This is a genomic window from Candidatus Poriferisodalis sp. (assembly GCF_965204195.1).
In the GTDB taxonomy this organism is placed as follows: Bacteria; Actinomycetota; Acidimicrobiia; order Acidimicrobiales; family Poriferisodalaceae; genus Poriferisodalis.
Genome location: NZ_OZ241975.1, coordinates 2570962 through 2596047, shown reverse-complemented (window position 1 = coordinate 2596047; position 25086 = coordinate 2570962). Strand labels below are relative to the sequence as shown.

Sequence of the window (25086 nt, the reverse complement as noted above, 5' to 3'; positions counted from 1 at the left end):
CGATCGGCTCGTCGGCGCCTTGGGAATCGGCCCGGGAGAAACGCCAACCGAGGCCGAACCCGGAATCACCACGTCGCCGCCGCTCAGGACTCGAGTCGCTGAAGGCACAGGCGTTACAGCGGAGGAGGCGGCAGGGGACTCTGCGACCTTGCGACCTGCTGGATCGCGGGAGCAGAGGGTCTTGCCGCCTCCGCAGCGGGCGCGACTGGACCAACGCGCAGCAGCCCCGCGTCCCGAGCAGCCGCCGGCCGATGGCGCGGCGACAGGGCCGCCGGTCGGCGGTCGTCGGGGTGTCGATTTCGAGGTAGTGAGCACGCGACGCGGATTGGGCACTCCCGGCGCGTTGTTGTTTCTCGTGGTGCTGGGCCTCGTCGCCTGGATGGCGGGCAGCCGTGGCTACCGCTGGGTGACCGAACAGCTCGACCCTCCCGGCGACCCCACCGGCGAGATCGTGCTGACGCTGCCGCCCGGATCGAGCACAGCGAGCATCTCCGACCTGCTCGGCGAGCACGGAGTGGTTCCCAGTTCGCGGGCCTACGAGTGGTACGTGAGATTACGGGGCGGCCCGGCGTTCCAGGCCGGGGAATACACGTTCCAGTCCAACTCGTCGGTGTGGGAGACCATGGCAGTGCTCGAAGCCGGGCCGAGCCGTGTTGCCCAAGCCGCCCAGCAGCCGCTCACCATTCCCGAAGGCCTGACGGTGGCGCAGATGGCCGCGCTGCTGGACGAGGTGGGGGGGCTGAGCTTCAGCGGCAGGGATTTCCTCGAGGCCGTCCGGGAGCGACCCGTGCTCTCGCTGGTTGCGCCAGCGCCTCGGGTGCTGCCCGACGGGGTCATCGAACCGGCGGAGGGACAGCTCTTTGCCGACACCTACTTCTTCGACTCTCAGACGAGCGCCGAGCAGCTTGTCGCGCTGATGGTCGACCGGCTCGATGCGGTGCTGACCGATCTTGGCTACGACGATGCCCCCCGGCGCGTGGGACTGACGCCGTATGAGGCGCTGATCGTGGCGAGCATGATCGAGCGGGAGGCCCAGCGGCCCGAGGACCGGGCCAAGGTGGCGCGGGTGATCTACAACCGGCTGGCGCGGGGCTGGTCGCTCGGCCTCGACGCCACCGTCGTCTACGTGGTGGGCGACAGCGAGCTGACCGCAGAGCTGCTGGCAGTCAACTCGCCGTACAACACACGGGTGCTGGTGGGGCTGCCGCCCACGCCGATTGCCACCCCGGGGCGTGCCTCGCTCGAGGCAGCGCTGAATCCGGAAGACGGGCCCTGGATGTACTTCGTGCTGACCTCGCCCGACGGCACCCTGTCGTTCTCCGAGACCGACGAGGAGTTCCAGCGCGACAAGGCGGTGTGCCAAGAACTGGGTCTGTGCGGCTGAAAAAGCTCGGCACCCAGCACTGGTCGTTCACATAGTGTCGGAGCGTGGCCGTGCCTCGCGATGAGTCGGGCCCCGAGAAGGGGCTGATGATCGTTCCAACTGGCAGCACACGCGTGGCGGGCGTGATCGGCGATCCAGTGCGGCACTCGCTCAGCCCGGCGCTGCACAACGCTGCGTTCGCTGAGCTAGGTCTGGACTGGACGTATCTGGCGTTCGAGGTGCCCGCCGGCCAGGGCGCCGATGCCGTGGCTGCGATGCGGACGCTCGGCATTGACGGCCTGTCGGTGACCATGCCGCACAAGGACGCCGTGGCCGCTGCGGTGGACGAGCTGTCGCCCGCGGCAGCGCTGCTCGGCGCGGTGAACTGCGTGCGCCGTGACAGCGACCGGCTGATCGGCGAGAACACCGACGGGGCCGGTTTCTTGCGTTCGCTGCGCACCCAGGCGGGTATTGACCCTGCAGGGCTGCGCGTGGTCGTGCTGGGGGCCGGCGGCGCGGCGCGGGCGGTGATCGTTGCCCTGGCTGCCGAGGGAGCGCTGGTGACGGTCGTGAATCGCTCGCCGGATGCGGCGGCACGGGCTGCGGCATTGGGTGCGGAGGCGGGCGGCGCAGCAGCCGAGGCGCTAGGCGAGCGTTCAGGCTCGGCGGCAGTCGGCGGCGTCGAAGCGGTGCGCGACGCCGATGTCGTGGTGAATGTCACACCGCTCGGCATGACTGAAGGCGATCCGCTGCCGATCGACCCGGCACTGTTGAGCGACAGCCACATCGTGGTGGATCTCATCTACCGCCCTGAGCGGACGCCGCTGCTCACCGCAGCCGCCCGGGCAGGTGCGACGACGCTGAACGGTGTCGGCATGCTCCTGTATCAAGCCGCTGAACAGTTCACCATGTGGACCGGCCACGACGCTCCTGTCGACGCGATGGCAGCGGCGGTCGGCCTCGATCTTGCCGGTTCGTAACCCGCCGGCCTCCCCCCGCGTGCGGCAGGCATCCTCAGCGAGGGCTGCGTGGTGATCACCCAGGTGGGGCCGAGTCTCGTGGCCGGCGCGGTCGCCGGACTGGGCGGCGCTGTCGCTGGTGCGGCGGCAGTTCGCTGCGCGAAGCGCTGCTTCGACGTCGGTCTTCAGCCGGCATTGACGACGGCGGCGTGCATGGCGACAGGCGCGATGCTCGCGTTGCGGGTCGGCGCGGATCCTTTTCTCGCCCCGCTGCTGGCGTTCGGCTGGGCCGGCGTGGTGATCTCCGCGGTCGACCTGCGCACTCACCTGATCCCCACGCGCTTGTTGCGCGCCTGCGCCGCCGTCGCGGTCCCATTGGTGTGTGCGGCAGCGGTGCTCGACGGCGGCTTCGCAGGGCTGGCGCGCGCGTCTGCCGCGGCAGCCATAGGAGCAGCGCTCGGCTGGGGGGCCATGCACGTCATCTGGCGAGTTGCCCGGGGCGGGCTCGGCTATGGCGACGTGAGGCTCGGCGGCTACCTCGGCTTGCACTTGGGCCTCGGCGGGCTCTCCGCCGTGTGGGCGGGCCTGCTTGCGGGCTTCGCGATCGCCGCCGCGGTCGGTGCCGTCGGGGTGGTCGCGTTGGGCCGGAGCGCTGACCACCGGTTCGCTCTCGGACCGTCGCTGGTCGCCGGCGCGCTCGCCGCCGCTTGGTGGTTCCCGCCGCCGGGTCTCGCCGCCTGAACCCGTCCTAGCCTCAGGCCGTTTGCTGCCCACCAAGCCCCCCCGCTCTACGCGTGTGCATCCCACAGGGAGCCAACGAGGATGCGTCGGTACCCTCGCAACCGATGTCGGGCACCATCCGCGTCGATGTTCCGCTGGGCGACCGCTCGTACCCCGTGCTGGTCGGCGCCGGCGCGCGCCATGAGCTCGCCGCGGTTTTGCGCGAATCGAAGCTGACCGCCGGAGCGCAGCGCGCCGTGGTGATCACACAGCCGGGCATCGGCATCGACATCGACCCTGGCATCGGTTTCGAGACGTTCGAGATTCCCGACGGCGAGCAGGCCAAGGAGCTGTCCATCATCGGCGAGTTGTGCAGCCGGTTCACTCGCTTCGGCCTCACCCGCCGTGACGTTGTGGTGGGCGTCGGGGGAGGGGTGGTCACCGACGTGGCCGGCTTCGCAGCGGCGGTGTACCACCGGGGCGTGGCTGTTGTGCACGTCGCCACCACGCTGCTGGGCCAGATCGACGCTGCCGTGGGCGGCAAGACCGGCGTGAACCTGGCTGAGGGCAAGAACCTCGTCGGGGCCTTCTGGCAGCCCGCCGCGGTGCTGTGCGATACCGAGGTGCTCGACACGCTGCCCCAGCGCGAGCTGCGCGCCGGCTATGGCGAACTGGCCAAGTACCACTTCATCGGCTGCACACCGCAAGCCGCGCAGCTCATCGGTTCCCACCCGTCGCTGGCGCAGCGCCTAGAACGCGGCGAACCGCTCAGCTCGCTCGAAGGGGCAGAACTGGTGGCGGCGTGCGTGGCCGTCAAGGCCGAGGTGGTGGCGTCGGACGAGACGGAAGGCGGTCGCCGGGCGTTGCTGAACTACGGGCACACGCTCGGCCATGCGCTCGAGATCGCCGGGCGGTTCGACCTGCGCCACGGCGAGGCGGTGGCTATCGGCCTGCGCTACGCGGCCGTGGTCGCTCGCCTGCTCGGACGCATCGACGACGATCGTGTGGCCGAGCATGAGCGGGTGGTCGCCGCCTACGGGCTCAATGCGAGCCTGCCCCAGGGCATCGATCACGACGAGATCATCGAGCTGTTCGGCCGCGACAAGAAGGCCGCCGGAGGCATCACGTTCGTGCTCGACGGCCCCGATGGCCTCGAAGTGGTGCCCGGCATCGATCCAGGCGTGCTGCGCAGCGCGCTCGAGCGGATGTAATCGCCGCCATGCCTCGCCATGTCGTGCTGCTGCTGTCGGGCCCGAACCTGAACCTGCTGGGCACCCGCCAGCCCGAGATCTACGGCACCGACACGCTGCTCGATCACGTGCGTGCCGCCCGCCGGGCCGCAACCGAGCGCGGCTGGGACCTCGAACACCGCCAGAGCAACCACGAGGGCGAACTGGTCGATGCCGTGCACGCGGGCATCGGTCGGGTCGAAGCCATCGTGGTGAACCCCGGCGCGCTCACCCACTACGGCTGGTCACTGCACGACGCGCTCGCCGCATTCGAGGGCCCGATCGTGGAGCTGCACCTGTCCGAGCCCCGCGAGCGAGAACCGTGGCGTCACCTCTCAGTAGTGGAATCGCTGGCGGTGGCCCGTGTCGCCGGCGAGGGCGGCGCTGGTTACCCGCGGGCCGTCGCCTTGGCCATCGATGCGGCCGCTGTGGACAGCGAGGGCTCGGATCCCAGCAGCGAATCCCAAGGCCCGTCGTGAGCGCAGCCCCCGCCGGTAGCGTCCCGCCGGTCGTTCTGAGTGCAGAAATGCCGCCGTGGGCGGCACCATTACACGCAGAAAGTCGATTCTGCAGCCGCCGGCGAACGCTCACCGTCGAGCGGCGTTCCGGCGCCTGACCCTGCGAGGTTGACATGGCCATCTCCACCGCCGACTTCCGCAACGGCATGACGCTCGACCTCGCCGACGGGCTGTTCCAGCTCACCGAGTTCCAGCACGTCAAGCCGGGCAAGGGCGGTGCGTTCGTGCGCACCACGCTGAAGAACGTCCGCACCGGCGCCACGCTCGAGCGCACCTTCCGGGCGGGCGAGCGCATGGAGCGAGCGGTCATCGACCAGCGCGACATGCAGTACCTGTACGCCGACGGCGACTCGCTGGTGTTCATGGACATCGACAGCTACGAACAGCTCCCGGTCAGCCGCACGGCGGCCGGTAGCGCCACGAACTTCTTGGTGGAGGGCGAGATGGCCACGGTGGTGCGGTACGGCGACGAGGTGCTGGGCGTGGAGCTGCCCGCATCGGTGGTGCTGGAAGTGGCCGACACCGACCCCGGCGTGCAGGGCGACCGGGTGTCGGGTGCGCGCAAGCCGGCCACGATGTCCACCGGATTGGTGGTGCAGGTGCCGCTGTTCATCGAGACCGGCGAGCGGTTGAAGGTGGACACCCGCAGCGGCGACTACATCGAGCGGGCCCGCGGCTGACGCCGCCGGGTCGCCGATACGGGCTCGAGCCCACCGCCATGCGCCGCCCGAGCGACCCCTTCGCCGCTCCCGACGAGCCGACCCGCCGCCGAGAGGCACGCCAGCGCTCGGTGGAGCTGCTGTATGAGGCCGAGATGAAGTCGTGCGAGCTGGCCGATGTGCTTGCCGAGCAGGTCAGCGATCTCGACCCGTTCGCGCTCGAGCTGGCCACCGGCGTCGCCGCCCAGCGCGATGCGCTGACTCAGCGGCTCGCCGAGCTGCTCAACGTGGGTTGGACCCCCGAGCGCCTCGGTGCGTGCGATCGGCTGATCCTGCTGCAAGGCCTCTTCGAACTCGAACGAGGGGCGGCCCCCGCAGCGGTAGTAATCAACGAAGCCGTCGAGCTGGCACACCGGCTGGGCGCCACCGATCGCAGCGGCGCCTTGGTGAACGGCGTCTTGGCAGCCGCCGACAACGGCTGAAATCAAATAGATTGAAAATAATTGGAATGAGTTAATACAACGCGTCTAGAACTCGCTGTGTCTCCTCGCAGCGGACTCGACAGAACGACCCGCCCGCGACGGTGACTTCACACGACGAGTTCGCAGGAGCCGAGCGATGGCCATTCGACGACACGGCAGCGTGGCGATTCTGGGTGCACTGGCGGTGCTCGCAGCGGCGTGCAGCGGCGACGGCGGCGCGCCAGTCGATCCGGGTCCGTCCATCACGGCCGACGCCGGCGACATCAGAAGCGACAACGCCGATGACACCGATGGGAAACAGGGCACCGCGTTGGGCGATCGACCTGCCGGCGAGACACGGCCGATTGTGGCGGGCAACGGCGAGTACCCGATCTCGCGGGAGCACCATCGGCCGCTCGAACTGCAGCCGGCCGCCGAGATAGGCGGCGGCCGTATCTGGGTTCCGTGGCCGCCGTACGCCGCGCCGCATCCCGACCCAGGACGGCACAGTCAGCCGGTTGTAGCCGGTTCGCACTCGCAACTGCTCGGCGATGTCGGGCGAGGTCACGACTACGTCGTCGCTCAACGGGCGCAGTGGGAGGCGATGCCGCCCTACCTGCCGGAAACGCGGACAGCGTTTGCCGAGGGGACTCGGGTGGCACGCCGGCGCGGAGGCACCGAGACGGCGTGGGAGTTGGCAGTCGATCCTGCGGGACTCGACTACGAGACCCGTCTCAGCGCTGATCGCAGCGTCGCCTACGACCACGTATCGCTGTGCCCCCCGCATCCCACACCGGCAGCGCTCGGCGTGGACCCCGGCGGCACAGATGCCGGCCAGGATCGAGCCGCTGTCGCGATCGAGGCATTCATCACCGGCATGCGCTCGCCCGGGGGCCGGCCGATGCACTCGTGGGGCACCACCGTCAACGACGTCGCCAAGCTGCTCGTCTACAGCCCTGGCGAGCCGATGGAGCTGGCGCTCGGCGGCCACAGCCTGACCGACACAGGGTTCTTCCCCGGCGACTGGTCGGCACAGGCGAAACGCTGGCTGACGCGCCGCGCAGCACAGGGGGCGGTGACCGACTCGCTGGTGGGCCATGCCGTCGTGAGCACTGGACCCGAGACGCTGTGGGAAGCGTGCAGCGACCTGGCCACGATCATCCCCGGCGTCTACACCGAGTCGCACCGCACGCGCCAGCTCGAGTCGCTGTGGGCGCGCGGCCTCCGGCTGAGCTTCACCACGCCGCCCGTCGAGCGGGCCTGGGTGGCCGATCTCAGTGCTGCCGGGCACGCACTGGCGGTGGTCTGCCATCGGCCCGGGCGGTCCTTCCTGGTGGACGCGTCGACGGGCGAGCGTCTCGATGCCGGCACCGATCATCTGGCGCGGGTCGAGGCCATGTGGCTCACCTGGTCGCGTCTCAGCTACCGGGTGCTGCGCAATGCCCTGTTCGAGGGCGACTGCGACAGCGGCGCCTTCTCCAGTGCGGTGCAGTGGCTCGGCCGGGCCAAAGATGACCACGCTGCTTCAGTCGATTGGGCTGAGCCGCGAGCGTGGGGCTCGGGCGTTCGCAATCAGTGGATCGCCGTCCGCGAATGGGTGGAGGTGCCCCAACCCGAAGCGTGGCGGGCGCACCGGGACCACAACTGGCACCTGGAGTTCTGGTGCGCCACGGGCATCCCCGTCGGAGCACTGGTCGACGGGGAGCTGGTGCGGCCCTCGCTGAAGGACCGGTGCACGCCCGCGCAGTGGGACGCGCTGTCACAGGCGGCGGCGAGCTCGCCGGTCGTCGACTGGGAACTCTCCGCCACGCAGTGGGCGCCGGGCGTGAGCTGGCACGAGCGCATGTACCTCTCGCCCTTCAAGTCCTTCGAGCAGATTCTCGGCTGTGAGCCCGACGCGGGCGCCATTGCCGAGACGCTGCAACGCCAGACCGGACAGCCGGCCGAGCGACGGCCGAAGAAGCCATGGCCGCCAGGGTCGCTGCCCCAGACCCCCGACGGCCATTCCTACCCGCGCCCGATGCCGCCGTGCCCCGCGGCCAGCTGGCCGTCGCCATCGGACCGCTACTGGTGGCCCCAAGCCGAACCGCTGGCTGACGTGTCGAGTGCTTCTTGGGCCAGAACGCGTGACGGCGAGCCGGTCGCAGAGTCCGCCGGAGAGACGTCATGAGCGGCGGCGAAGCGTTGGTGTCGCCCGGCGAGACCCCGGGAATCGACGGCCGATCCGCCCGCGGCCGACTCGCTCGCGTGGCAGCCCGCTGGTCTGCGGGAGCGCTCATGGCGACGGCGGTGCTGGTCGCGCCACATGGGTTCGACGACCCTGCCGTTGCGCAGACGTCGGTGGCGCCGGTGCTGAGCTGCCCCGCGGGGATGGCTCTCGACAGCTCGGGCGGGCAGTGCCTGACGCTGCGCACCGAGACCGTGCTTCGACCGTCGAGCTGCTCGGGGGGATCGGTGCGGGTTCCCGGCGAGTACGGCGGCCATGTGTGCCAGAGGAAGGTGACGAGGAACGTCGACACCGGCCGCACCCGGCAGGCGTACAGCCACACCACCTACGCCAAAGTATGGATACCCACTGGCACCAAGACCGTCCAGACCGGCACGAACCGCCGCTGGGTTCCGGCGCGCAGGGTGGTCGAGCCGCTCGTGCCGCCGGTGCGGGTGCAGGTGGGCACTCGTACCAAGTCGAGGGTAGTGACCCGCCCCGGGCCAGAAGTGCTCTACAAGGTCAACTACGAGGCGACAGTCAGCACCAAGCGGGTTGTGCGCCGATGCTCGTACGACCCGGTCGCGGGCCGGCAGTGCTGGAACCAAACGGTCACCACGACGCGCACGGAGACGCGCACCCGTCTCGAGTGCTGCGTTCCGGGCCCGCCGATCACCAAGACCGTCACTACCGAGGTTCCTGTCTACGAGTGGCGGACGACGCACACGACGACCATTCCCGGTTACTGGAGCGAAGACCCCGTCTATGAGACACGCGAGACCGGCTACTGGGACCGGGTGCCCACGATCCACTACACCACAGTGCCGATCAACGAAGCCGTGGTGGAGTGGGTGACCACGTCGGTGACTCGGGGTCCGTGCCCGTCGGGCTGGCAGGCCGCCGGGCGCCAGTGCTCGCGCACCGTCCTCGGCCCGCCGTCCACAGCGCCGACGCAGAGCTGTCCGTCGGGCTCGGTGCCCCGCTACGGCGATGCGCTGGGCGGCACCGGTCCGTCGGTGCTGACATGCCAGTCGTCGGCGCCCGGCTCGAACCCCGACACCGGCGCCGAGCAGGAAGGCAGCGGCGGTCCCGACGACAGCCCCGACGGCGGTGCGAGGCCGCTGCACCGCCTGGCCGGCGAGAGCGACGAGCGGCTCGCCGAGCTCGGCATCCACCGCTGTGCGAATGGCCTGCTCTCGTATGTGCCCTGCGATGAGCTGCCGGGCCGCACCTGGGACAGCGATCCCGATGTCTGCGACGGCATCGAGGGCACGACGTACCGGCGCGATCACGGCGGCAGCTGCGTTACCGAGAGCGATCTGCTCAACAAGTGCACGACGCCCGGCGACTGCGAAGAGACCACTATCCGCACCTATTGCCCGGCGATCGGCGAGCTGGCAAACACGCAGATACAGCAACACGCTCACCCGCACCGCGGCGCGGAGACCTACCGGGTGTGCATCTTCGACTGCTCGAGTTTCGGAACCCTGCCGCGGTACGTGCAAACGCGCATCAACGGCTCCTACGACTACGCCTGCCTGCCAGCGCCCGAAGACGATGAAGAGCCGCCCCCGACGACCACGACTGCCCCCACGACGACCACGACGACGGAAAGGGAACAGGACGAGGAGGACGACCCGGTTGACGGTGACCCGGTCGATGATGACCCGGTCGATGATGACCCGGTTGGCCCGCCCGGGCCCGAGCGCCCCGTCGACACGGAACCGCCGCCGGTTCCCGAGTGCGATCTGCTGCCGCCGGAGTCGCTGCTCGGGGCCGATGCCGACGAGCTGACCTGGAAGTCGAACGTGGTGGCTGCGGGTCGGCGCGAGCATCAGACGGACATGCCCGGCGGCGGTGCGTACTTGCAGACAGCACCGGGGCGCGGCTGGATGGAGACGGCCGGATCCCTGGATGTGGCTGACGGCCATTGCAATTGGGTGGCGACATCGGTGCGCACCACTTGGTCAGAGCTGCAGCCGTGGGACCCGGCGGACCGCGCTCGCATGGCGGCCGACGACCACCCCATCGACGGCACCCAGCACCTCGTCGCTCGCTGGGATGCGCTCAGCCCGCAGCAGCAACAGACAGTGCGGCGGTGGCGAGCCAACCCGGTGGAGCTCGATGCAACCTGCACTGTCAGGCAGTCCCGTTTGACGCCATCGGCTCGCACCGATTGCGCGTGGGTGCTGAGCATTCCGGGCGCATACGTCTGGTCGGCACAGGTGTGTTTGCAACCAGTGCCCGGCTCGGGCAGCCCGCGGCGTGCCGAGCCCGGTGACGACCCGCTGGGAACGGATGCCGATTGCTGGATCACGCTCGACGAAGGCATCGAATGGATTCGCTCGGTCGGCGACTACGCCGACGGCCGCGTGACCCTCACCGGCGACGGGAGCGGCTCGTGACGATGCCTGCCCGCCCCGGCTTCGGCGTCGACGACTCGGCGTCCGCCCCGCTAGGCGGGCAGCGCGCCGGCATCGAACCGTGGCGGCTTGGCGTTGCCGCAGTGATCGTGGCCGTCGTCGTGGCAGCGATCTGGCTGTGGGGCCGCCCGCACCAAGAGCCGCCGCGAGCGCTCGTGGCAGTGACGTCGGAGGCGTGGCTCGCAGGCCAGCCGCCAAGCGCCTTCGAAGCAGTGGAGATCCCGCAGGATCTCGTCGGCCGGTTTGCCGACCCGGACGCCATAGCCGGCAGCGTCGTGGCTTTCGACGTCCCTGCGGGGACGTTCGTCACGCCGGCCCTGCTGGGTTCGCCCGGCGCTGCGGCTGGCGCAAGCACTGCTCTGCGCCTGAGCGCGGACACCTCCGCGTGGCCCGAGCCCGGTCCGCGTGCTGGCAGCCGTGCCGTCGTGGCCGGCGTGCTGGGCGGCTGCGCACTCGACGTGACGACGCTGGCAGGCGGTGCAGACGGAAGCATCGTGGTTCACGTCGATGCAGCCGACGCTGCGCGCTATGCGCGCGCTGCCGAGCTCGACGGGCTGGTCGTGTGGCCGGCGCCGCCCGACGGCTGGCCCGCGTGCCGATCGACGGGCGCCACCAGCACGGTCCCGTCGGCGTTCAGCAGCCAAGCGCCTGACGGACACGGCAGCCAGGCGCCGTTTGGATTCGTCGGTGACTCTGCGACGGGATTTGGCAGCGAGACGCCGCCGACTCAGCCCGCCGAGTCGGCGGGGGGCTGAGACATGCTGCTCGTGCTCTGCGACAACGCCGTGAGTGCCACGGCGCGCGACTGGGTGCGCGATGCGTTGCGGGCCGGGCTGTCTGCTGTTGCGGGCGAGGTCTGGTTCGCCGCTGACGTCGTGTCCATGCCGCGCCCAGGCGAGGCAGGTGACCCCTGCGTGGCGTGGCTGACCAGCAGTGCCGAACCCGATGCCATCGCGGCTGCGGCTGCAGCTTCCAGCGAAGTCGTGCTGCTGCTCGGTGCGCTTGCTGCTCGTGCAGCAGCCAGCGCAGCCGGCGGCCCTCACACCGCGCATGCGTGGCACGCCGTGGCCTCGGGCGGGGTGCCACGCACGGCGGTGTGGCTGCCGGCCCCAGACGGCGGACGTGGTGATCCCACCGGCGAGCTGTCTGCCGCGCTGAATGCGAACCGGGTGGTGCGCATTAAGCGGGTGGGCGCTCGCGGGACGTACCGGCAGCTCTACCGGCTCGGGCGCTCGCTGGCGTCGTCGGCATGCGCGCCGCAGCGACTCGAACGCACCGACGGCGCGGTGCGGCGGCGCACCGCCGCTCGTGCCGCCACGGATGCGCTCTCGGAACTGCTCGACGAGCCCGACGTCGAGGAATTCCAGATACGCGGCGGGGAGTCGATGCTCGTGCAGTACGCCGACGGCCGGGTGGAGCGGCGGCCGTCGCCGTTCGCTGCCGACGACGACCTCATCGAGGCGGTGCGCTTTCTGGCGAGCTATTCCGGCGATCGGCCTCAACGCTTCGACGAGCTCGACCCCCGGCTGGATGTGCGCGTCGGCGATCGCTGGCGCCTGCACGCCGAGGCGTTCGTGACGAGCCCGCCCAATGTCGTGCTCCGCTCGAACATGGCGGGCCGGATGCGTCTCGACGACCTGGGCATCGCCTCGAACGAGCTCGGCAGCGTGCTCATCGAGGCCATCGCCGGCAGGGTGCGGGCCAACGTGGTGGTCGCCGCGGCGATGGGCGGGGGCAAGACCACGCTGTGCCAGGCGCTGCTCGCGGCGGTACCCGACCACGAGCGCATCGACACCATCGAGGACACGCCGGAGTTGCGGCTGGCGGAGTACGGCATCCATCCCAACACCTACGAGCGGCTGACCCGCGACGCCAACCAGGACGGCCACGGCCGCCATTCGATGGCTGACCACATCCGCGATGCCAAGCGGGCGAACGCCGCCAAGCTCGTGGTGGGTGAGATCCGTGGCGAGGGCTGCGAGGCGCTGCTGGATGCCATGTCGTCGGGCCTCGACGGTTGCCTGGTGACGCTCCACTCCCAACCAGGCAAGGGCGTGCTGGAGAAGCTCGTGGCCTACGCCTGTTCCGAGGGTGCCGAACCCGACTACGCGCGCCGCCAGATTGCTGCTGCGGTGGACCTGTGCGTGTGGATGGGCCGAAATGACGCCGGTGAGCGGGTAGTTGCTGACGTAACGCAGCTCACTGGCATCGACGATCTCACCGGGGTCATCTCGACCACCTGCCTGTGGGCGCTGCGGCCGGGCGACCGTTGGGCGACTCCGGCCGGCCGCCCCACTGGTCGCATGGCAGAGGTGTACACGTCCGCCGGCCTGCCTGCAGCGGGCGGCGATGCCGAACTGCCGACCGCGTACTCGCAGATCGTCGACGTCCCGGTTGCGCCGAACGCCAGCACGGCGGCACCGCCCGCCGACCCGCCGATGCACACCCAGCCGCAAGCGGAGGCGCAGCCGCCGGTGCGAGCAGAGCAGCCGACAGAGGGCCAGTCTCAAGCGGCCGAACCACCCAGCGCGACGCAGCCGCAAGCAAACGCATCGTCGCAGCGCGACGAGCCACCGGATCTGCAGTCGGAATCACTGGATCCGCACGCGGAACCGCCGCAACCTCAAGAGACACGCTGCAGCAGCGGGACTCGACACCGGTCGGAATCACTGGATCCGCACGCGGAACCGCCGCAACCAGCGGAATCGCCTACGGGCGCGGCAGCGCGTGACAACGGGTTGTCGCGGGGAGCGCTGTGGGATCCCGGTCCGCTCATCCCCATCGATGACCCGCCGCCGTATGAGCCGCTCGTCGCCGAGGACACAGCGTGCTGAAGTTCGCGGCACTCGGCGCAGCGGGATGCGCAGCCGCGCTGTGGCTGCTGCTCGGCACCGGCCGCCGGGCCCGTGCGCGCGGCGAGGAATCGCCCCGCTGGCCCCTCTTCATCACTGGAGCAGCTGCATTCGTAGCCGGACTGGCCTTCGGGCCGACGGCGGCTGGCCTCGCAGGCGCTGTGGTCGGCATCGGTGCGTGGTGCGGCGCGTGCATCGTCCGCAGCCGCCAGCGTGTCAGCGCAGCAGAATCCGTGGCGCAGTTCGCGGCGATCCTCGCCAACCAGGCGCAGGTTTCGCGCACGGTGGTGGACGCACTCGAGACCTCAGCGCCGCTGGCCAGCGGGCCGATCGCCCAGACAGCCGCCAAGCTCGTCGACGAATGCCGCAGCGTGGGGGTTGAGGCCGCGGCGCAACAGTTCGCAACCGGCAGTGACGGCGCCGTCGCCGCCTGGCTGGCCGATGTCGTGGCGGTCGCCGCGGCGAGCGGCGGCCAGTGGGTGCCGATCTTGGGGGTGCTGGAAGCCGAGGCCGCAGAGGCCGCCGCGACGGCGCGCCATTTTCATCGTCACGTCGCTGCCAACCTGCCCCAGCTCGGGCTCGCCGCCGTCCTCGGCGCCGCGGTCGCCCTCGGCAGCGCGCTGGTCAGCCCTGACGCATGGGCGTGGCTGTCGGGTGCACAGGGGCACCGCATCGGACTGGCCGCCGTCGCGGTCGCCGTGGCAGTCAGCGCCCGGCCGCTCAGCGCGGCCTGGGAGATGCTCCGGTGACGGTGCCGCCCGGCGGGGGCTGTCATCGGCTTGGGGAGATGCCCCGATGACTGTGCCGTTCGCGGCCGGGCGCCTTCGGCCCGGGGAGATGCTGCGATGAGCGGGCCGTGGCCGCCGGTGGGTGCGCTCGGCCTGTGGCTGATGGCCGCTGTGGGCGCGTGTGCGGCAATCGGGCTGCTGGCGTCGAGCGAGCGCCGTCGCCGGAACCGCCGCCGGCTGACGGCTCTGGGCTGGAACCCGGCGCGGCTCACGAGCCTGACGGTGATCGTGGCCGTCTGCACGATCGCTGTCGGCTTCGTTGTCGCAGGTCGGCTGTCAGACAGCGGGGAGGCCTCGCCGGCGACGGCGCTGGCATGGTCGCTGCTGGCCGCCGTGGTGGCGGCGTGGGCCGTGCCGGGCCTGATGGCGGGTGCTGTGCTGGCCGGTCACCGGCGCCGCGCCGACGCGGCTGTGCTGCTGTGGCTGCGCCGCATACGTCTCTTCGTGGCGGCCGGGCACCCGATCAGCGTGGCGGTGCTCGACGCAGCCGAGCGCGTCACCGACCCGGCGTTCGCGCCCGCCGCCGGCGCGGTCAACGCAGCCGTGCTCGGCGGGCGCGACCCGCTTGCTGCCGTCGCGGCACAACTGGGCGACTCGCCGACGGCTTCGCTGCTGCGCACCGTGGACGCTGCCGAGCGCTCAGGCGCCGCAGCCTCGCAACTGCTCGACCGTGTCCTGGACCGCGTGGTGCGAGCCATGGACGACCGCCGCCGCGAATCCATCGACCGCCTCGCCCGCTCAGTAGGCGCATCCGCCTCGCTGCTCGCGGTTGTGGCTTCCGCCGTCGTCATGGTGACCGTCGTCATGACCCTGCCTTCGGCGTGAGCACTGCGCGCCCGTCCGATCCCCACGATCCCGACCGCCCGCGAGAGCGGGCAAGGAGCAAACACATGGATTCCCCAGTCACCAAGCTCATCTTCATTGCCGCCGCCGTCGCCGCTTCGGTGCTGGTGGTGGCGGTCATGTGGACGACGCTTGGCAGCAACGCCCCCCAGTCGACTGATGACGCTGTCGAATACTCGAAGATCCAAACCAAGGAGCTGTGCGATGCCGTCGGCGGCAAGTGGGACGGCAGCAAGAAATGCGCTCCGCAGTCCGGCTAGCGGGTCGCGAGATCGGCCAAGCCGCAGAGGCTGATCTCGCGCCACGGCGTGAGGTCGAAGTGCCCGCTGAGAATCCAGAGCGTCTCTACGTGCGGCCCGAGGCTCTCTGGTGCCTCTAGTCCGTTCGACTTGCGTGCGGTGAGGTCACATGGGTAGCTCGCTTTCGATCCTGCGGCTGTTCAGCGTGCTGGTGGTGTTTCTGGCGATGGTGATCTCGCTGTTCACGGGGCAGGTCGGCGCGGCTGCCGCGCAGGGCGCGGCCGACGCGGCGGCAATTGCAGTGACCGATCTGCTGCCAGCAGCATGGGACTGCAAGCTGGAGCCGCCGCCCGACGAATTGACCACCAAGGTGCGCGGAGCGGCGGCGAGGGCAGCGGTGGAACGCACCGCCCAGCTTGCTGCCGTCCAGCCCACCGCCGTCGAGGTGCATGCCGACCCGACGTGCTCGGTCATCGTTTCGGTGAAGGTCTCATCGGCGGGCTGGCTCGGCTCACGTGGTGCGCTCGGTGTGGCCTGTCGCCGCCCGCCGTCAGCCGAGGGCGCAGCGCTGCGAGCGCCGGTGGCACCGCCGTGCTGAGCCGTGTCGGCGACCGTGCGGCCCGCTCGCCCCGTGGCGCATTGCCTTCCGGACAGCCAGCGCATGGCCGGCTGCGACGCAGGCGGCCAATTCGGCGTGAGTCATCTCAGGAAGGATCGGCTCATGGATGAGAGCATCGGAATGCTCAGCGTGGCTGCCGTGCTGGTGTTCGGCATCTGGCTGGTGGACTACTCGGGCGACGCCGCCCGTGCCTCGACCAGCGTCCATGCCGCAAGCGTCGAGGCAGCGCACTACGCAGCCAGCGCGCTCGCCTCGCCACCGTCCACCACGATCGTCGAGCTGGACAGCTATGCCGCTGACATCGCTGAGCACGTCGTCGGTGCGGCGGCGGTCTCCGACTGCGACACCGCCGATCCTCGCTTCGATGTCGCGGCGGCTGTGCACCGACTGCCGGGAAGCGAGAAGCCGGCCGCGCTCAGCGTCGAGGTGACTTGCCCGCTGGCGGTGTCGTCACTCTTCGCCGACACCGTCAGCACCCGAGTCGCCGTTCCGGTGCCAGAGGACCCGGCGGCCCAGCGGTGAGCGCTCAAACCGGCCCTGCCTGGCGGCGCTTGGCAGCACGCGCCGAAGGCCCGATCGTCGGGCGCGCCATCGAGCATGCGAGGACGCGGCAATGAGCACGCCGTTCGTCGCGCTGGCGTTGGCAGCGATGTGTGCGCTGTTCAGCGCCGCCGCTGCCGACACGGCGCAGGTCATGGGCCTGCGGAATCAGGCCGCGAACGAGGCCCGCAGGGTGGCGATCAGCACGCTCGACTCGTGCGCTGTCAGCAGTGACCCCGGCCGCCGTTGCGCGGTGCCGCCAGGCTGCACCGCGCCGGCCTGTGCCGTGTGCTGGCGCGGCGATGCCGTCCGGGCAGACGTGTCGCTGGACTGGTCGCCGGTGCTGCTGCGGGGACTCGCCCCGGCACACGGACGCCACGCGCTCAGCCTCAAGAAGCTCGACGTCGCCAACCTGGCGGGAACAGCCCTGCCCGCGTGCGCCCCGTCACGCTCCGCGCCATGAGACCGTGATCCCGACCATCGCAGCGAGCGCCTTCAAGCACGGCATCTCCGAGGAGGACATCATGCACGCCTACCGCAACCCGATCTGGCGGCACTTCCAAGGCAACCGTGTGCTGCTGATCGGCGGCGACTGGAGCGGGAACCTCTTGGAGATCGGCGTCGAGGAGGGAGAGGGGCACGACCGAATCTTCCATGCGATGCCGGCGCGGGGTAAGTTTCTCCCATGAGCACCGCTCGTCGTTCAGAAGCCGAGATCCTCGCGGAGGCTGATGAGATTGCGGCTTGGTTCGAGAACCTCGATCCCTCCCAAGTAGAGCAGGGTCCTGTTTCGGAGTACTTGCTCAGGCGCGCAGCGCGGGCCAGAGCGCAGTGCGAACGCGAAGTCGAAAGCGCAGTCCGCAAGGCGCGCTCCGACGGGGCCACATGGTGTCGGATCGGCGAGATTCTGGGCTTGGACGAGCAGGAGGCACGCGAGACGTACGGTCTCGTCGAAGCCCACTAGGCCGGGGCGGGCACCCTCAGCGCACTCGAACTCTGACGATCTGCTGGTGCGCTCGCCGGAAATTGCGCGCCGGTTCGCGAAAGCCCCGCGCTAGGGTGCGGTTCTGACCGTGAAGCGGGTCCAGTGAGGCTCGTACGGACAGGAAGGACCTGCGCGTGGCAGACCGCGAGCGACGCATGACGCCCCCCTACGGGGGCGTTTTCGTTGCCCGGACCACCATTCTCGATTCCAGCGGGGTCCACCGGGCACTCACCCGTGTCAGTCACGAGATCATCGAGCGGAACGAGGGTCTCGACAACGTCCTCGTGGTGGGCCTGCAGACCGGCGGCGTGCAGATCGCCCTGCGGATCGTGCGGCTCCTGTTCGAGATCGACGGTACCGACGTGCCCTTCGGCACGCTCGACGTGGCGATGCACCGCGACGACATCGGACTGCGCCCCGTCATGGCCGAAGCCGTCACCGACATCCCCTTCGACCTCGACGGCATGACCGTGGTGCTGGTCGACGACGTGCTCTACACCGGCCGCACCATCCGCGCCGCGCTCGATGCCCTCAACGACTTCGGGCGTCCCCGAGCGGTGCAGCTCGCCGTGGTGATCGACCGTGGTCACCGCGAGCTGCCCATCCGCCCCGACTTCGTCGGCAAGAACCTGCCCACCAGCCGCGAGGAGATGGTGGACGTCACGCTCGAGGGCGTGCTGCTGGGGGAGATGCGCAAGTGAGCGGGCACCTGCTGACGCTGGGCGAGCTGGGCACCGAGGGCATCTCCGAGCTGCTGTCGCTCACTGACCGATTCGTCGAGGTGGGCCGCCGGCCGATCCCCAAAGTGCCTGCTTTGCGCGGTCGCACCGTGACCACGCTGTTCTTCGAGGAATCCACCCGCACCCGGCTGGCCTTCGAGACCGCCGCCAAGCGGCTGTCGGCCGACGTGCTCAACTTCTCGTCCTCGTCCTCGTCGCTCGCGAAGGGCGAATCGCTGCGCGACACCTTCGAGACCGTTCAGGCCATGGGCATCCATGCCGCTGTAGTGCGCCATCGCAGCGCCGGCGTGCCTGCCCAGATCGCCCACTGGGCCGACGACGGTGTCGCAGTGCTCAACGGCGGCGACGGGTGGCATGCCCACCCCACCCAGGGCCTGCAGGACGCCTACACCCTGTGGCGCCACTTCACTCCGATGGCCGACGGCCAGCCGGGTGCCGATGCCGCCGATGAGCCCACGCTGGCAGGGCGCCGGATCGGCATCGTCGGCGACATCGTGCACAGCCGGGTCGCGCGCAGCGACATCGAGGCGTACACCGCGCTGGGAGCCAGCATCGTGCTCGTCGCGCCGCCCACGCTGCTGCCCGCTCAGCCCCGCGAGTGGATCGACTGCTGGCTCCAGACCGATGCGGCCAAGCGGGTCGAGATCTCGCACAGTCTCGACGACGTGCTCGGCGAGCTCGACGTGGTGGGGCTGCTGCGCTGCCAGCGCGAGCGCATGGCGGATGGCCTGATCGGGTCGGTGCCCGAGTACGTCGCCCGCTATGGCCTCACCGCCGAACGCGCCCAGCGCCTGCGTCCCGACGCGGTCATCACCCATCCCGGCCCGATGAACCGCGGCATTGAGATCGCGGGCGCGGTATTCGAGGACCTGGCCGCCAACCGGGTGCTGGTCACCCGGCAGGTATCGCACGGCGTGGCCGCCCGCATGGCGGTGCTGTTCCGTCTGATCGGATCGGGCACGGCCCTGCCCAACGCAGACGGGCCGCCCGACCCGGTGCCCTCAGAGGTGGAACCGATAGGCGGAGGCGGTGCCTGAGATGGCGGAGCAGCAGTCGCCGGGCGCAGGTGAGACGTTGCTTCTCGCAGGCGGCGAGATCGTTGAGCGCACCGGCCGGCGGCACGCGGACATCACCGTGCTGGACGGCCGGATCGCGGCTGTGGATTCTCCCGGCACAAGTCGCGACGGTTCGGCACACGTCATCGATGCGACCGGGTGCGTGGTCGCCGCTGGGTTGGTGGACCTGTTCAGCCGTCTGGGCGAACCGGGCAACGAGGAAGCCGAGACCGTCGCCACCGCCACAGCGGCCGCCGCGCTCGGCGGCTTCACCGCCGTGCTCGCACAGCCCGACACCGATCCGCCGCTCGATCGGCTGGGCCAGCTCGCCGAGCTGCGCCGCAACGCCGCAGGCCGGCACTGCGCGGTCGTGGCCGCCGCCACGATCACCGCCGATCGGGTCGGGAAGCGCCTGTCGCCCATGGCCGAGCTGGCCGATGCCGGCGTCTGCTGGTTCACCGACGTGGGGCCGCTGGCCGACTCCGGTTTGCTCCGCCGGGCCCTGCAGTATGCCGGGCCGCTGGGTGGGACCGTTTCGGTGCGCCCGGCGATAGCCCATCTCGGCGGCACGGCCGCCATGGCCGAGGGCGCGGTGTCGGCACGCATGGGCCTGGCCGGGGAACCGGCTGCCTCCGAGGAGCTGGCAGCCAACGCTGCGATCGGCGTTGCGAGGCTCACCGGGGGGCGGTTGCACCTCGACCGGATCAGTGCCGCACGTACGGTCGAGCTGGTGCGCGCCGCCAAGGCGGAGGGCATCAACGTGTCCGCATCGGTCTGCGCCGAACATCTGCTGTTCGTGGATGCCGACGCTGACGGCTACGACACGCTCATGCGAGCGGAACCGCCCTACCGCACTGCACTGGACCGGGCGGCGCTTGTCGCCGGCGTCAACGACCGCACGATCGATGCGGTGGTCAGCGGCCACTCGCCGGTTCCGCCGCAGGCGAAAGACCTGCCCTTCGACGAGGCACCGCCCGGCGTGGCAGCGCTGGAGACCTGCGCCGCACTCGTCCTCGACCACCCAGACATCAGTGTCGAGACGGCACTGGACGCGCTCGCTTGGCGACCTGCCGAACTGGCAGGCGTCACCCATCTCGGCGGCGGGGCGATCGAGCCCGGCCAGCCCGCGAACCTGGTGGTCCTCGACCTCAGCCGGCCTTGGACGCTGGCTGAGCGCGGCTCGGTTTCCATGGCGCGCAACACACCGCACCGTCGACGTGAAATGAGCGCGATGGTGACGACGACGATCGTCGCGGGACGCACGGCTGTGGCCAACGGTGCGCTGTGCAGCACTGCCGGTACCGTCGCTGCGCTCGCCGCAGGAAACACCCGATGACTTCGACCGTAGACAACCCCGCTGCGCCCGCTCCCGGCGCACTCGTGCTCACCGACGGCACCACTTTCGAGGGCGAGATGATCGGCGCGCCGCTGGACGCACCCCCCGGCGCACTCAGCGGCATCGCGTCCGGCGAGGTCGTGTTCAACACCGTGATGACCGGCTACCAGGAGGTCATCACCGACCCTTCCTACGCAGGCCAGATCATCGCGTTCACCTATCCCCACATCGGCAACTACGGCACCACACCGACCGACGCCGAATCTCGCCGCCCCTTCTGCAGGGGCGTCGTCATCCGCGACCTAGCCCGCCGCCGCTCCAATTGGCGCTCCGACAGCGACCTCGACGCCTATCTCGCCCGCCACGGCATCGCCGGCATCGCGGGCGTGGACACGCGCCGCCTGACACGCCATGTGCGCGATCACGGCGCCATGCCCGGTGCGTTCGGGCCTGCGCCTGACGATGAGGCGCTGGAACGCCTCGCTGCCGCGGCCACCGCCGAGCCCGGCACCGCAGGCGTCGATCTCGTCGGCGAGGTCACCACCGCGGAGCCGTACACCGCTGGCGACGGGCCGTGGCGTGTGGTGGCCTACGACTTGGGCATCAAGCGCGCCATCGCGGTCAACCTCGGGCGCATCGCCACCGTCGAAGTGGTGCCGGCGCACACTCCCGCAAGCGAGGTACTCGCCCGCGAGCCCCACGGCGTGTTCCTGTCCAACGGCCCCGGCGACCCCGAGATAGCGGGCAGCGTCACCGACGCGCTCGGCGAGTTGCTTGACCGGGTGCCGATATTCGGCATCTGCCTCGGCCAGCAGGTGCTCGGCCTCGCGCTGGGCGGCCGCTCCTACAAGCTGCCCTTCGGCCACCACGGGGGCAACGTGCCGGTGCGCGACGAGTCCACGGGCCGCGTCGAGATCACCAGCCAGAACCACAACTTCGCCATCGAATCCGGCTCGGTGCCCGGCGTCGACGAGACGCACGTGTGCCTCAATGACGGGTCACTCGAAGGCTTCGCCTGCCGCGACCTGCCCGCGTTCGCCGTGCAGTACCACCCCGAAGCCAGCCCCGGGCCGCACGACTCGCGCTACCTCTTCGATCGCTTCGCCGACCTCATGTCGCAGTTCTGGGGCGGAGCCCCCAACGGTGCCGGTCCCGGCACTGCCGTCAGTCACGGGAAGGCTCGCTGATGCCGCGCCGCGACGACATCGACTCGATCCTCATCATCGGCTCGGGGCCCATCGTGATCGGCCAGGCCTGCGAGTTCGACTACTCGGGCACCCAGGCCTGCCGGGTGCTGCGCGAAGAGGGCTACCGGGTGGTCCTGGCCAACTCGAATCCGGCCACGATCATGACCGACCCCGAGTTCGCCGATGCGACCTATGTCGAGCCGCTCGACGCGGCCCTGCTCGAGGCGATCATCGCCCGCGAGCGCCCGGATGCGCTGCTGCCAACGCTCGGCGGCCAGACGGCGCTGAACCTCGCCACCGAGCTCTCCAACAGCGGCGTGCTCGACCGCTACGGCGTCGAGATGATCGGCGCGTCCGAACAAGCCATCAATACAGCGGAGGACCGCGACCGCTTCCGCCAGGCCATGACCGAAATCGGCCTGCGCTGCGCTCGCTCGGCCATAGCGCACTCCATCGACGAGGCCCGTCGGGCGATCGACGAGATCGGCCTGCCGGTCATCATCCGTCCCGCCTACATCCTGGGCGGGGAGGGCACCGGCTTCGCCACCACAGCCGCCGAGTTCGAAACCGCCGCAGCCGCAGGCCTCGACGCCAGCCCGATCAGCGAGATCCTCATCGAGCAGTCGGTCAAGGGCTGGAAGGAATTCGAGCTCGAGGTGATGCGCGACCGCGCCGACAACTGCGTGGTGATCTGCTCCATCGAGAACTTCGACGCGATGGGCGTGCACACCGGCGATTCGATCACGGTCGCCCCCACCCAGACCCTGTCCGACGTGGAGTACCAGCAGATGCGCGATGCGGCCTTCGCCTGCATCCGCCGCATCGGCGTGGAGACCGGCGGCTCGAACGTGCAGTTCGCCGTGGACCCCGCCGACGGCGAGCAGATCATCATCGAGATGAACCCGCGGGTCAGCCGCAGCTCTGCCCTGGCGTCGAAGGCGACCGGCTTCCCGATCGCCAAGATCGCCGCCCGGCTCGCCGTCGGTTACACGCTCGACGAGATCACCAACGACATCACCGGTGAGACGCCCGCCAGCTTCGAGCCGACCATCGACTACGTGGTCACCAAGATCCCTCGCTGGGCCTTCGAGAAGCTGCCCGGTGCCGCGCCGGTGCTCGGCCCGCAGATGCAATCCGTCGGCGAGGTGATGGCCATCGGCCGCACTTTCCCCGAAAGCCTGCAGAAGGCGCTGCGCAGCCTGGAGCAGGGCCGCTTCGGCCTGAATGCCGACGCCGGCGAGGCGCAGTACGCCGAGCGCACGACAGCCGAGCTGCTCGACGCGATCGCCACCCCCACGCCCGAACGGGTCTTTGAGATGGGAGAGCTGCTGCGCAGGGGCGCCGATCCTGACGAGGTCAGCACCGCCACCGGCGTGGACCCGTGGTTCGTCGACCAGATGCTCGCCGTCGTCGACGAACGGGCGGCGCTGGAAGCGGCCGGCAGCCCGAACCAGCTCAGTCGGCGTGCGTGGAGGCGTGCCAAGCAGCTCGGCTTCGCCGACGCGCAGCTCGCATGGCTGTGGGGCACCGGCGAGGCCGACGTCCGCGCTGCGCGCCTCGAGGCGGGCGTGCGCGCCACGTTCAAGACCGTGGACACGTGCGCCGCCGAGTTCGATGCCCGCACGCCGTACCACTACTCCACCTACGAAGACGAGGACGAAATCCGCTCTGGCACCCGCCCCCGCATGATCATCTTGGGCTCGGGGCCCAACCGCATCGGCCAGGGCATCGAGTTCGACTACTGCTGCGTGCATGCCAGCTTCGCCCTGCGCGACGCCGGCTACGAGACCGTCATGGTCAACTGCAACCCCGAGACGGTCTCCACCGACTACGACACCTCTGACCGCCTGTACTTCGAGCCGCTCACCACCGAAGACGTGCTCAACATCATCGACGCCGAGGATCCGGTCGGCGTCATCGTGAGTCTCGGCGGCCAGACGCCGCTCAAGCTGGCGTCGGAGCTGCCCGCCGAGCTGGTGTGCGGCACGCCCGCCGACTCCATCGACTTGGCCGAAGACCGTGAGCGCTGGAACGCGCTGTGCGCCGCGCTCGCCATCCCGCAGCCGCCGGGCGGCACCGCAGCCGGACCTGCCGAGGCGGCTGCGATCTGTGACGACATCGGCTTTCCCGCGCTTGTACGCCCCAGCTACGTGCTCGGGGGCAGGGCCATGACCGTGGTGTACGACCACGACGAGCTGGCCGCCACCATGGCCGAGCTGGCGCAGTTCTCCTCGCTGGGCCGCGAAGGAGGCCTGTCGGCCGAACGACCCGTGCTCGTGGATCGCTTCCTCGAAGACGCCATCGAGGTCGATGTCGACTCGCTGCGCGACCGCACCGGCGCGTGGATGCTCGGCGGGATCATGGAGCATGTCGAGCAGGCCGGCGTGCACTCGGGCGACAGCGCCTGCGCCATCCCGCCGCCGAGCCTCAGCGCCGAGACCCAGCAGACGATCGTGACCTATACCCAGCGCCTGGCAGATTCGCTCGGTGTGGTGGGGCTGTTGAACGTGCAGTTCGCCGTCAAGGCCGGTGAGGTGTTCGTGATCGAGGCCAACCCGCGGGCGTCGCGCACGGTCCCGTTCGTCGCGAAGGCCACCGGGGTGTCGCTGGCCAAGGCGGCTTCGCGGGTGATGGCGGGCGAGACGCTCGACGAGCTCGTCGCAGACGGGATGCTGCCTGGCTGGTCACGCAACGGCCAGCTGCCCGCCGATGAGCCAACAGGGCCGCGCCATGTCGCCGTGAAGGAAGCCGTGCTGCCCTTCGGCCGGTTCCCCTCGGTGGACACCGTGCTCGGCCCAGAGATGCGCTCCACCGGCGAGGTGATGGGCATCGACGCCACCTTCGGGCTGGCGTTCGCCAAGAGCCAGATTGCCGCGGGCGACGCGCTCCCGTCCGGCGGCACGGTGCTGCTGACGCTCGCCGACCGCGACAAGCCCGAGGGGCTCGAGGCGGCCCGCGTGCTCGCCGCGCTCGGCTTCGACATCGCCGCGACAGCCGGCACAGCCGACTACCTGCGAGGCAACGGCGTCGCCGTCGCGACCGAGGTGGCGAAGCTGTCGGTGGACGGCCACGAGACCTCGCCCGGCGAGGACTCGGTGCAGCTCATCGCTGCAGGTCGCATCCAGTTGGTGGTCAACACGCCCCGGGGTCGGGGGGCCCAGATCGACGGCCGCCACATCCGGGCGGCGGCACGCACGCATCATGTGCCGTGTCTGACCACCGTGGCCGCGGCCCGCGCCGCGGCCACGGGCCTGCGTGAGTGGCTCGCCAGCGATTTGCAGGTACGGCCGCTGCAGGAATTCCACGCAGAACTTGATGCGTCGATGCGACGCGAGCATGCCTGAGTCACTGCCCCGGGCCGTCC

24 protein-coding genes are annotated in these 25086 nt (G+C 70.3%); all 24 read left to right on the top strand.

The window, feature by feature from the left end; all coding sequences use genetic code 11:
- Window positions 1–307: 307 nt before the first annotated feature.
- The 24 genes from mltG (at window position 308) to carB (ending at window position 25066) form a co-directional block, all read left to right on the top strand.
- Window positions 308–1384, top strand: a complete 1077-nt coding sequence (gene mltG, locus ACOGI8_RS11595; protein ID WP_419853958.1) for an endolytic transglycosylase MltG — start codon at window positions 308–310, stop codon at window positions 1382–1384.
- A gap of 44 nt (window positions 1385–1428) precedes the next feature.
- Window positions 1429–2343, top strand: a complete 915-nt coding sequence (locus ACOGI8_RS11590; RefSeq protein WP_419853957.1) for a shikimate dehydrogenase — start codon at window positions 1429–1431, stop codon at window positions 2341–2343.
- A gap of 48 nt (window positions 2344–2391) precedes the next feature.
- Window positions 2392–3063, top strand: a complete 672-nt coding sequence (locus tag ACOGI8_RS11585) for a prepilin peptidase (protein ID WP_419853956.1) — start codon at window positions 2392–2394, stop codon at window positions 3061–3063.
- Between the two features lie 104 nt (window positions 3064–3167).
- Entirely contained in the window at window positions 3168–4253 is a 1086-nt protein-coding gene (locus tag ACOGI8_RS11580; RefSeq protein WP_419853955.1) for a 3-dehydroquinate synthase family protein, read from the top strand.
- Window positions 4254–4261: 8 nt separating this feature from the next.
- The gene (locus tag ACOGI8_RS11575; RefSeq protein ID WP_419853954.1) at window positions 4262–4750 is read left to right on the top strand and encodes a type II 3-dehydroquinate dehydratase; all 489 of its coding nucleotides are present in this window, start codon (window positions 4262–4264) and stop codon (window positions 4748–4750) included.
- Window positions 4751–4902: 152 nt separating this feature from the next.
- Window positions 4903–5469 carry an elongation factor P gene (gene efp / locus ACOGI8_RS11570; RefSeq protein ID WP_419853953.1) on the top strand — a complete coding sequence of 189 codons (567 nt, stop codon included), beginning with the start codon at window positions 4903–4905 and terminating at the stop codon, window positions 5467–5469.
- Between the two features lie 38 nt (window positions 5470–5507).
- Complete coding sequence (locus ACOGI8_RS11565) at window positions 5508–5930, top strand: transcription antitermination factor NusB (protein WP_419853952.1); 423 nt, start codon at window positions 5508–5510, stop codon at window positions 5928–5930.
- A gap of 136 nt (window positions 5931–6066) precedes the next feature.
- A complete protein-coding gene (locus ACOGI8_RS11560; protein ID WP_419853951.1) occupies window positions 6067–8079 on the top strand; it encodes a hypothetical protein in 2013 nt (670 codons plus the stop codon).
- On the top strand, window positions 8076–10520 hold the full coding sequence (locus ACOGI8_RS11555; protein WP_419853950.1) for a hypothetical protein: 2445 nt from the start codon (window positions 8076–8078) through the stop codon (window positions 10518–10520). Before ACOGI8_RS11560 ends, ACOGI8_RS11555 begins: the two co-directional genes overlap by 4 nt.
- Window positions 10517–11293, top strand: coding sequence for a hypothetical protein (locus tag ACOGI8_RS11550; RefSeq protein WP_419853949.1), 777 nt, complete (start codon window positions 10517–10519; stop codon window positions 11291–11293). Before ACOGI8_RS11555 ends, ACOGI8_RS11550 begins: the two co-directional genes overlap by 4 nt.
- Before the next feature lie 3 nt (window positions 11294–11296).
- Window positions 11297–13372: an ATPase, T2SS/T4P/T4SS family gene (locus ACOGI8_RS11545; RefSeq protein ID WP_419853948.1), complete on the top strand. Its 2076-nt coding sequence runs from the start codon at window positions 11297–11299 to the stop codon at window positions 13370–13372.
- The gene (locus ACOGI8_RS11540) at window positions 13366–14139 is read left to right on the top strand and encodes a hypothetical protein (protein WP_419853947.1); all 774 of its coding nucleotides are present in this window, start codon (window positions 13366–13368) and stop codon (window positions 14137–14139) included. Before ACOGI8_RS11545 ends, ACOGI8_RS11540 begins: the two co-directional genes overlap by 7 nt.
- A gap of 96 nt (window positions 14140–14235) precedes the next feature.
- Complete coding sequence (locus ACOGI8_RS11535; protein WP_419853946.1) at window positions 14236–15003, top strand: type II secretion system F family protein; 768 nt, start codon at window positions 14236–14238, stop codon at window positions 15001–15003.
- 65 nt (window positions 15004–15068) lie between these two features.
- Entirely contained in the window at window positions 15069–15281 is a 213-nt protein-coding gene (locus tag ACOGI8_RS11530; protein WP_419853945.1) for a hypothetical protein, read from the top strand.
- Window positions 15282–15429: 148 nt separating this feature from the next.
- Window positions 15430–15858 (top strand): hypothetical protein, encoded by a 429-nt coding sequence (locus ACOGI8_RS11525; RefSeq protein WP_419853944.1) that lies wholly within the window; start codon window positions 15430–15432, stop codon window positions 15856–15858.
- A 123-nt stretch (window positions 15859–15981) separates the two neighbouring features.
- The gene (locus ACOGI8_RS11520; RefSeq protein WP_419853943.1) at window positions 15982–16401 is read left to right on the top strand and encodes a hypothetical protein; all 420 of its coding nucleotides are present in this window, start codon (window positions 15982–15984) and stop codon (window positions 16399–16401) included.
- A 91-nt stretch (window positions 16402–16492) separates the two neighbouring features.
- The gene (locus ACOGI8_RS11515; RefSeq protein WP_419853942.1) at window positions 16493–16882 is read left to right on the top strand and encodes a hypothetical protein; all 390 of its coding nucleotides are present in this window, start codon (window positions 16493–16495) and stop codon (window positions 16880–16882) included.
- Between the two features lie 4 nt (window positions 16883–16886).
- Window positions 16887–17108: a hypothetical protein gene (locus ACOGI8_RS11510; protein ID WP_419853941.1), complete on the top strand. Its 222-nt coding sequence runs from the start codon at window positions 16887–16889 to the stop codon at window positions 17106–17108.
- Window positions 17105–17383, top strand: coding sequence for a hypothetical protein (locus ACOGI8_RS11505; RefSeq protein WP_419853940.1), 279 nt, complete (start codon window positions 17105–17107; stop codon window positions 17381–17383). The genes ACOGI8_RS11510 and ACOGI8_RS11505 overlap by 4 nt, the downstream gene beginning before the upstream one ends.
- A 176-nt stretch (window positions 17384–17559) precedes the next feature.
- Window positions 17560–18105 (top strand): bifunctional pyr operon transcriptional regulator/uracil phosphoribosyltransferase PyrR, encoded by a 546-nt coding sequence (gene pyrR / locus ACOGI8_RS11500; protein ID WP_416246650.1) that lies wholly within the window; start codon window positions 17560–17562, stop codon window positions 18103–18105.
- A complete protein-coding gene (locus ACOGI8_RS11495; protein WP_419853939.1) occupies window positions 18102–19181 on the top strand; it encodes an aspartate carbamoyltransferase catalytic subunit in 1080 nt (359 codons plus the stop codon). The genes pyrR and ACOGI8_RS11495 overlap by 4 nt, the downstream gene beginning before the upstream one ends.
- Window positions 19174–20535: a dihydroorotase gene (locus ACOGI8_RS11490; protein WP_419853938.1), complete on the top strand. Its 1362-nt coding sequence runs from the start codon at window positions 19174–19176 to the stop codon at window positions 20533–20535. The genes ACOGI8_RS11495 and ACOGI8_RS11490 overlap by 8 nt, the downstream gene beginning before the upstream one ends.
- Window positions 20532–21722 (top strand): glutamine-hydrolyzing carbamoyl-phosphate synthase small subunit, encoded by a 1191-nt coding sequence (carA, locus tag ACOGI8_RS11485; RefSeq protein ID WP_419853937.1) that lies wholly within the window; start codon window positions 20532–20534, stop codon window positions 21720–21722. Before ACOGI8_RS11490 ends, carA begins: the two co-directional genes overlap by 4 nt.
- Window positions 21722–25066, top strand: coding sequence for a carbamoyl-phosphate synthase large subunit (carB, locus tag ACOGI8_RS11480; protein WP_419853936.1), 3345 nt, complete (start codon window positions 21722–21724; stop codon window positions 25064–25066). Before carA ends, carB begins: the two co-directional genes overlap by 1 nt.
- Window positions 25067–25086: the final 20 nt, after the last annotated feature.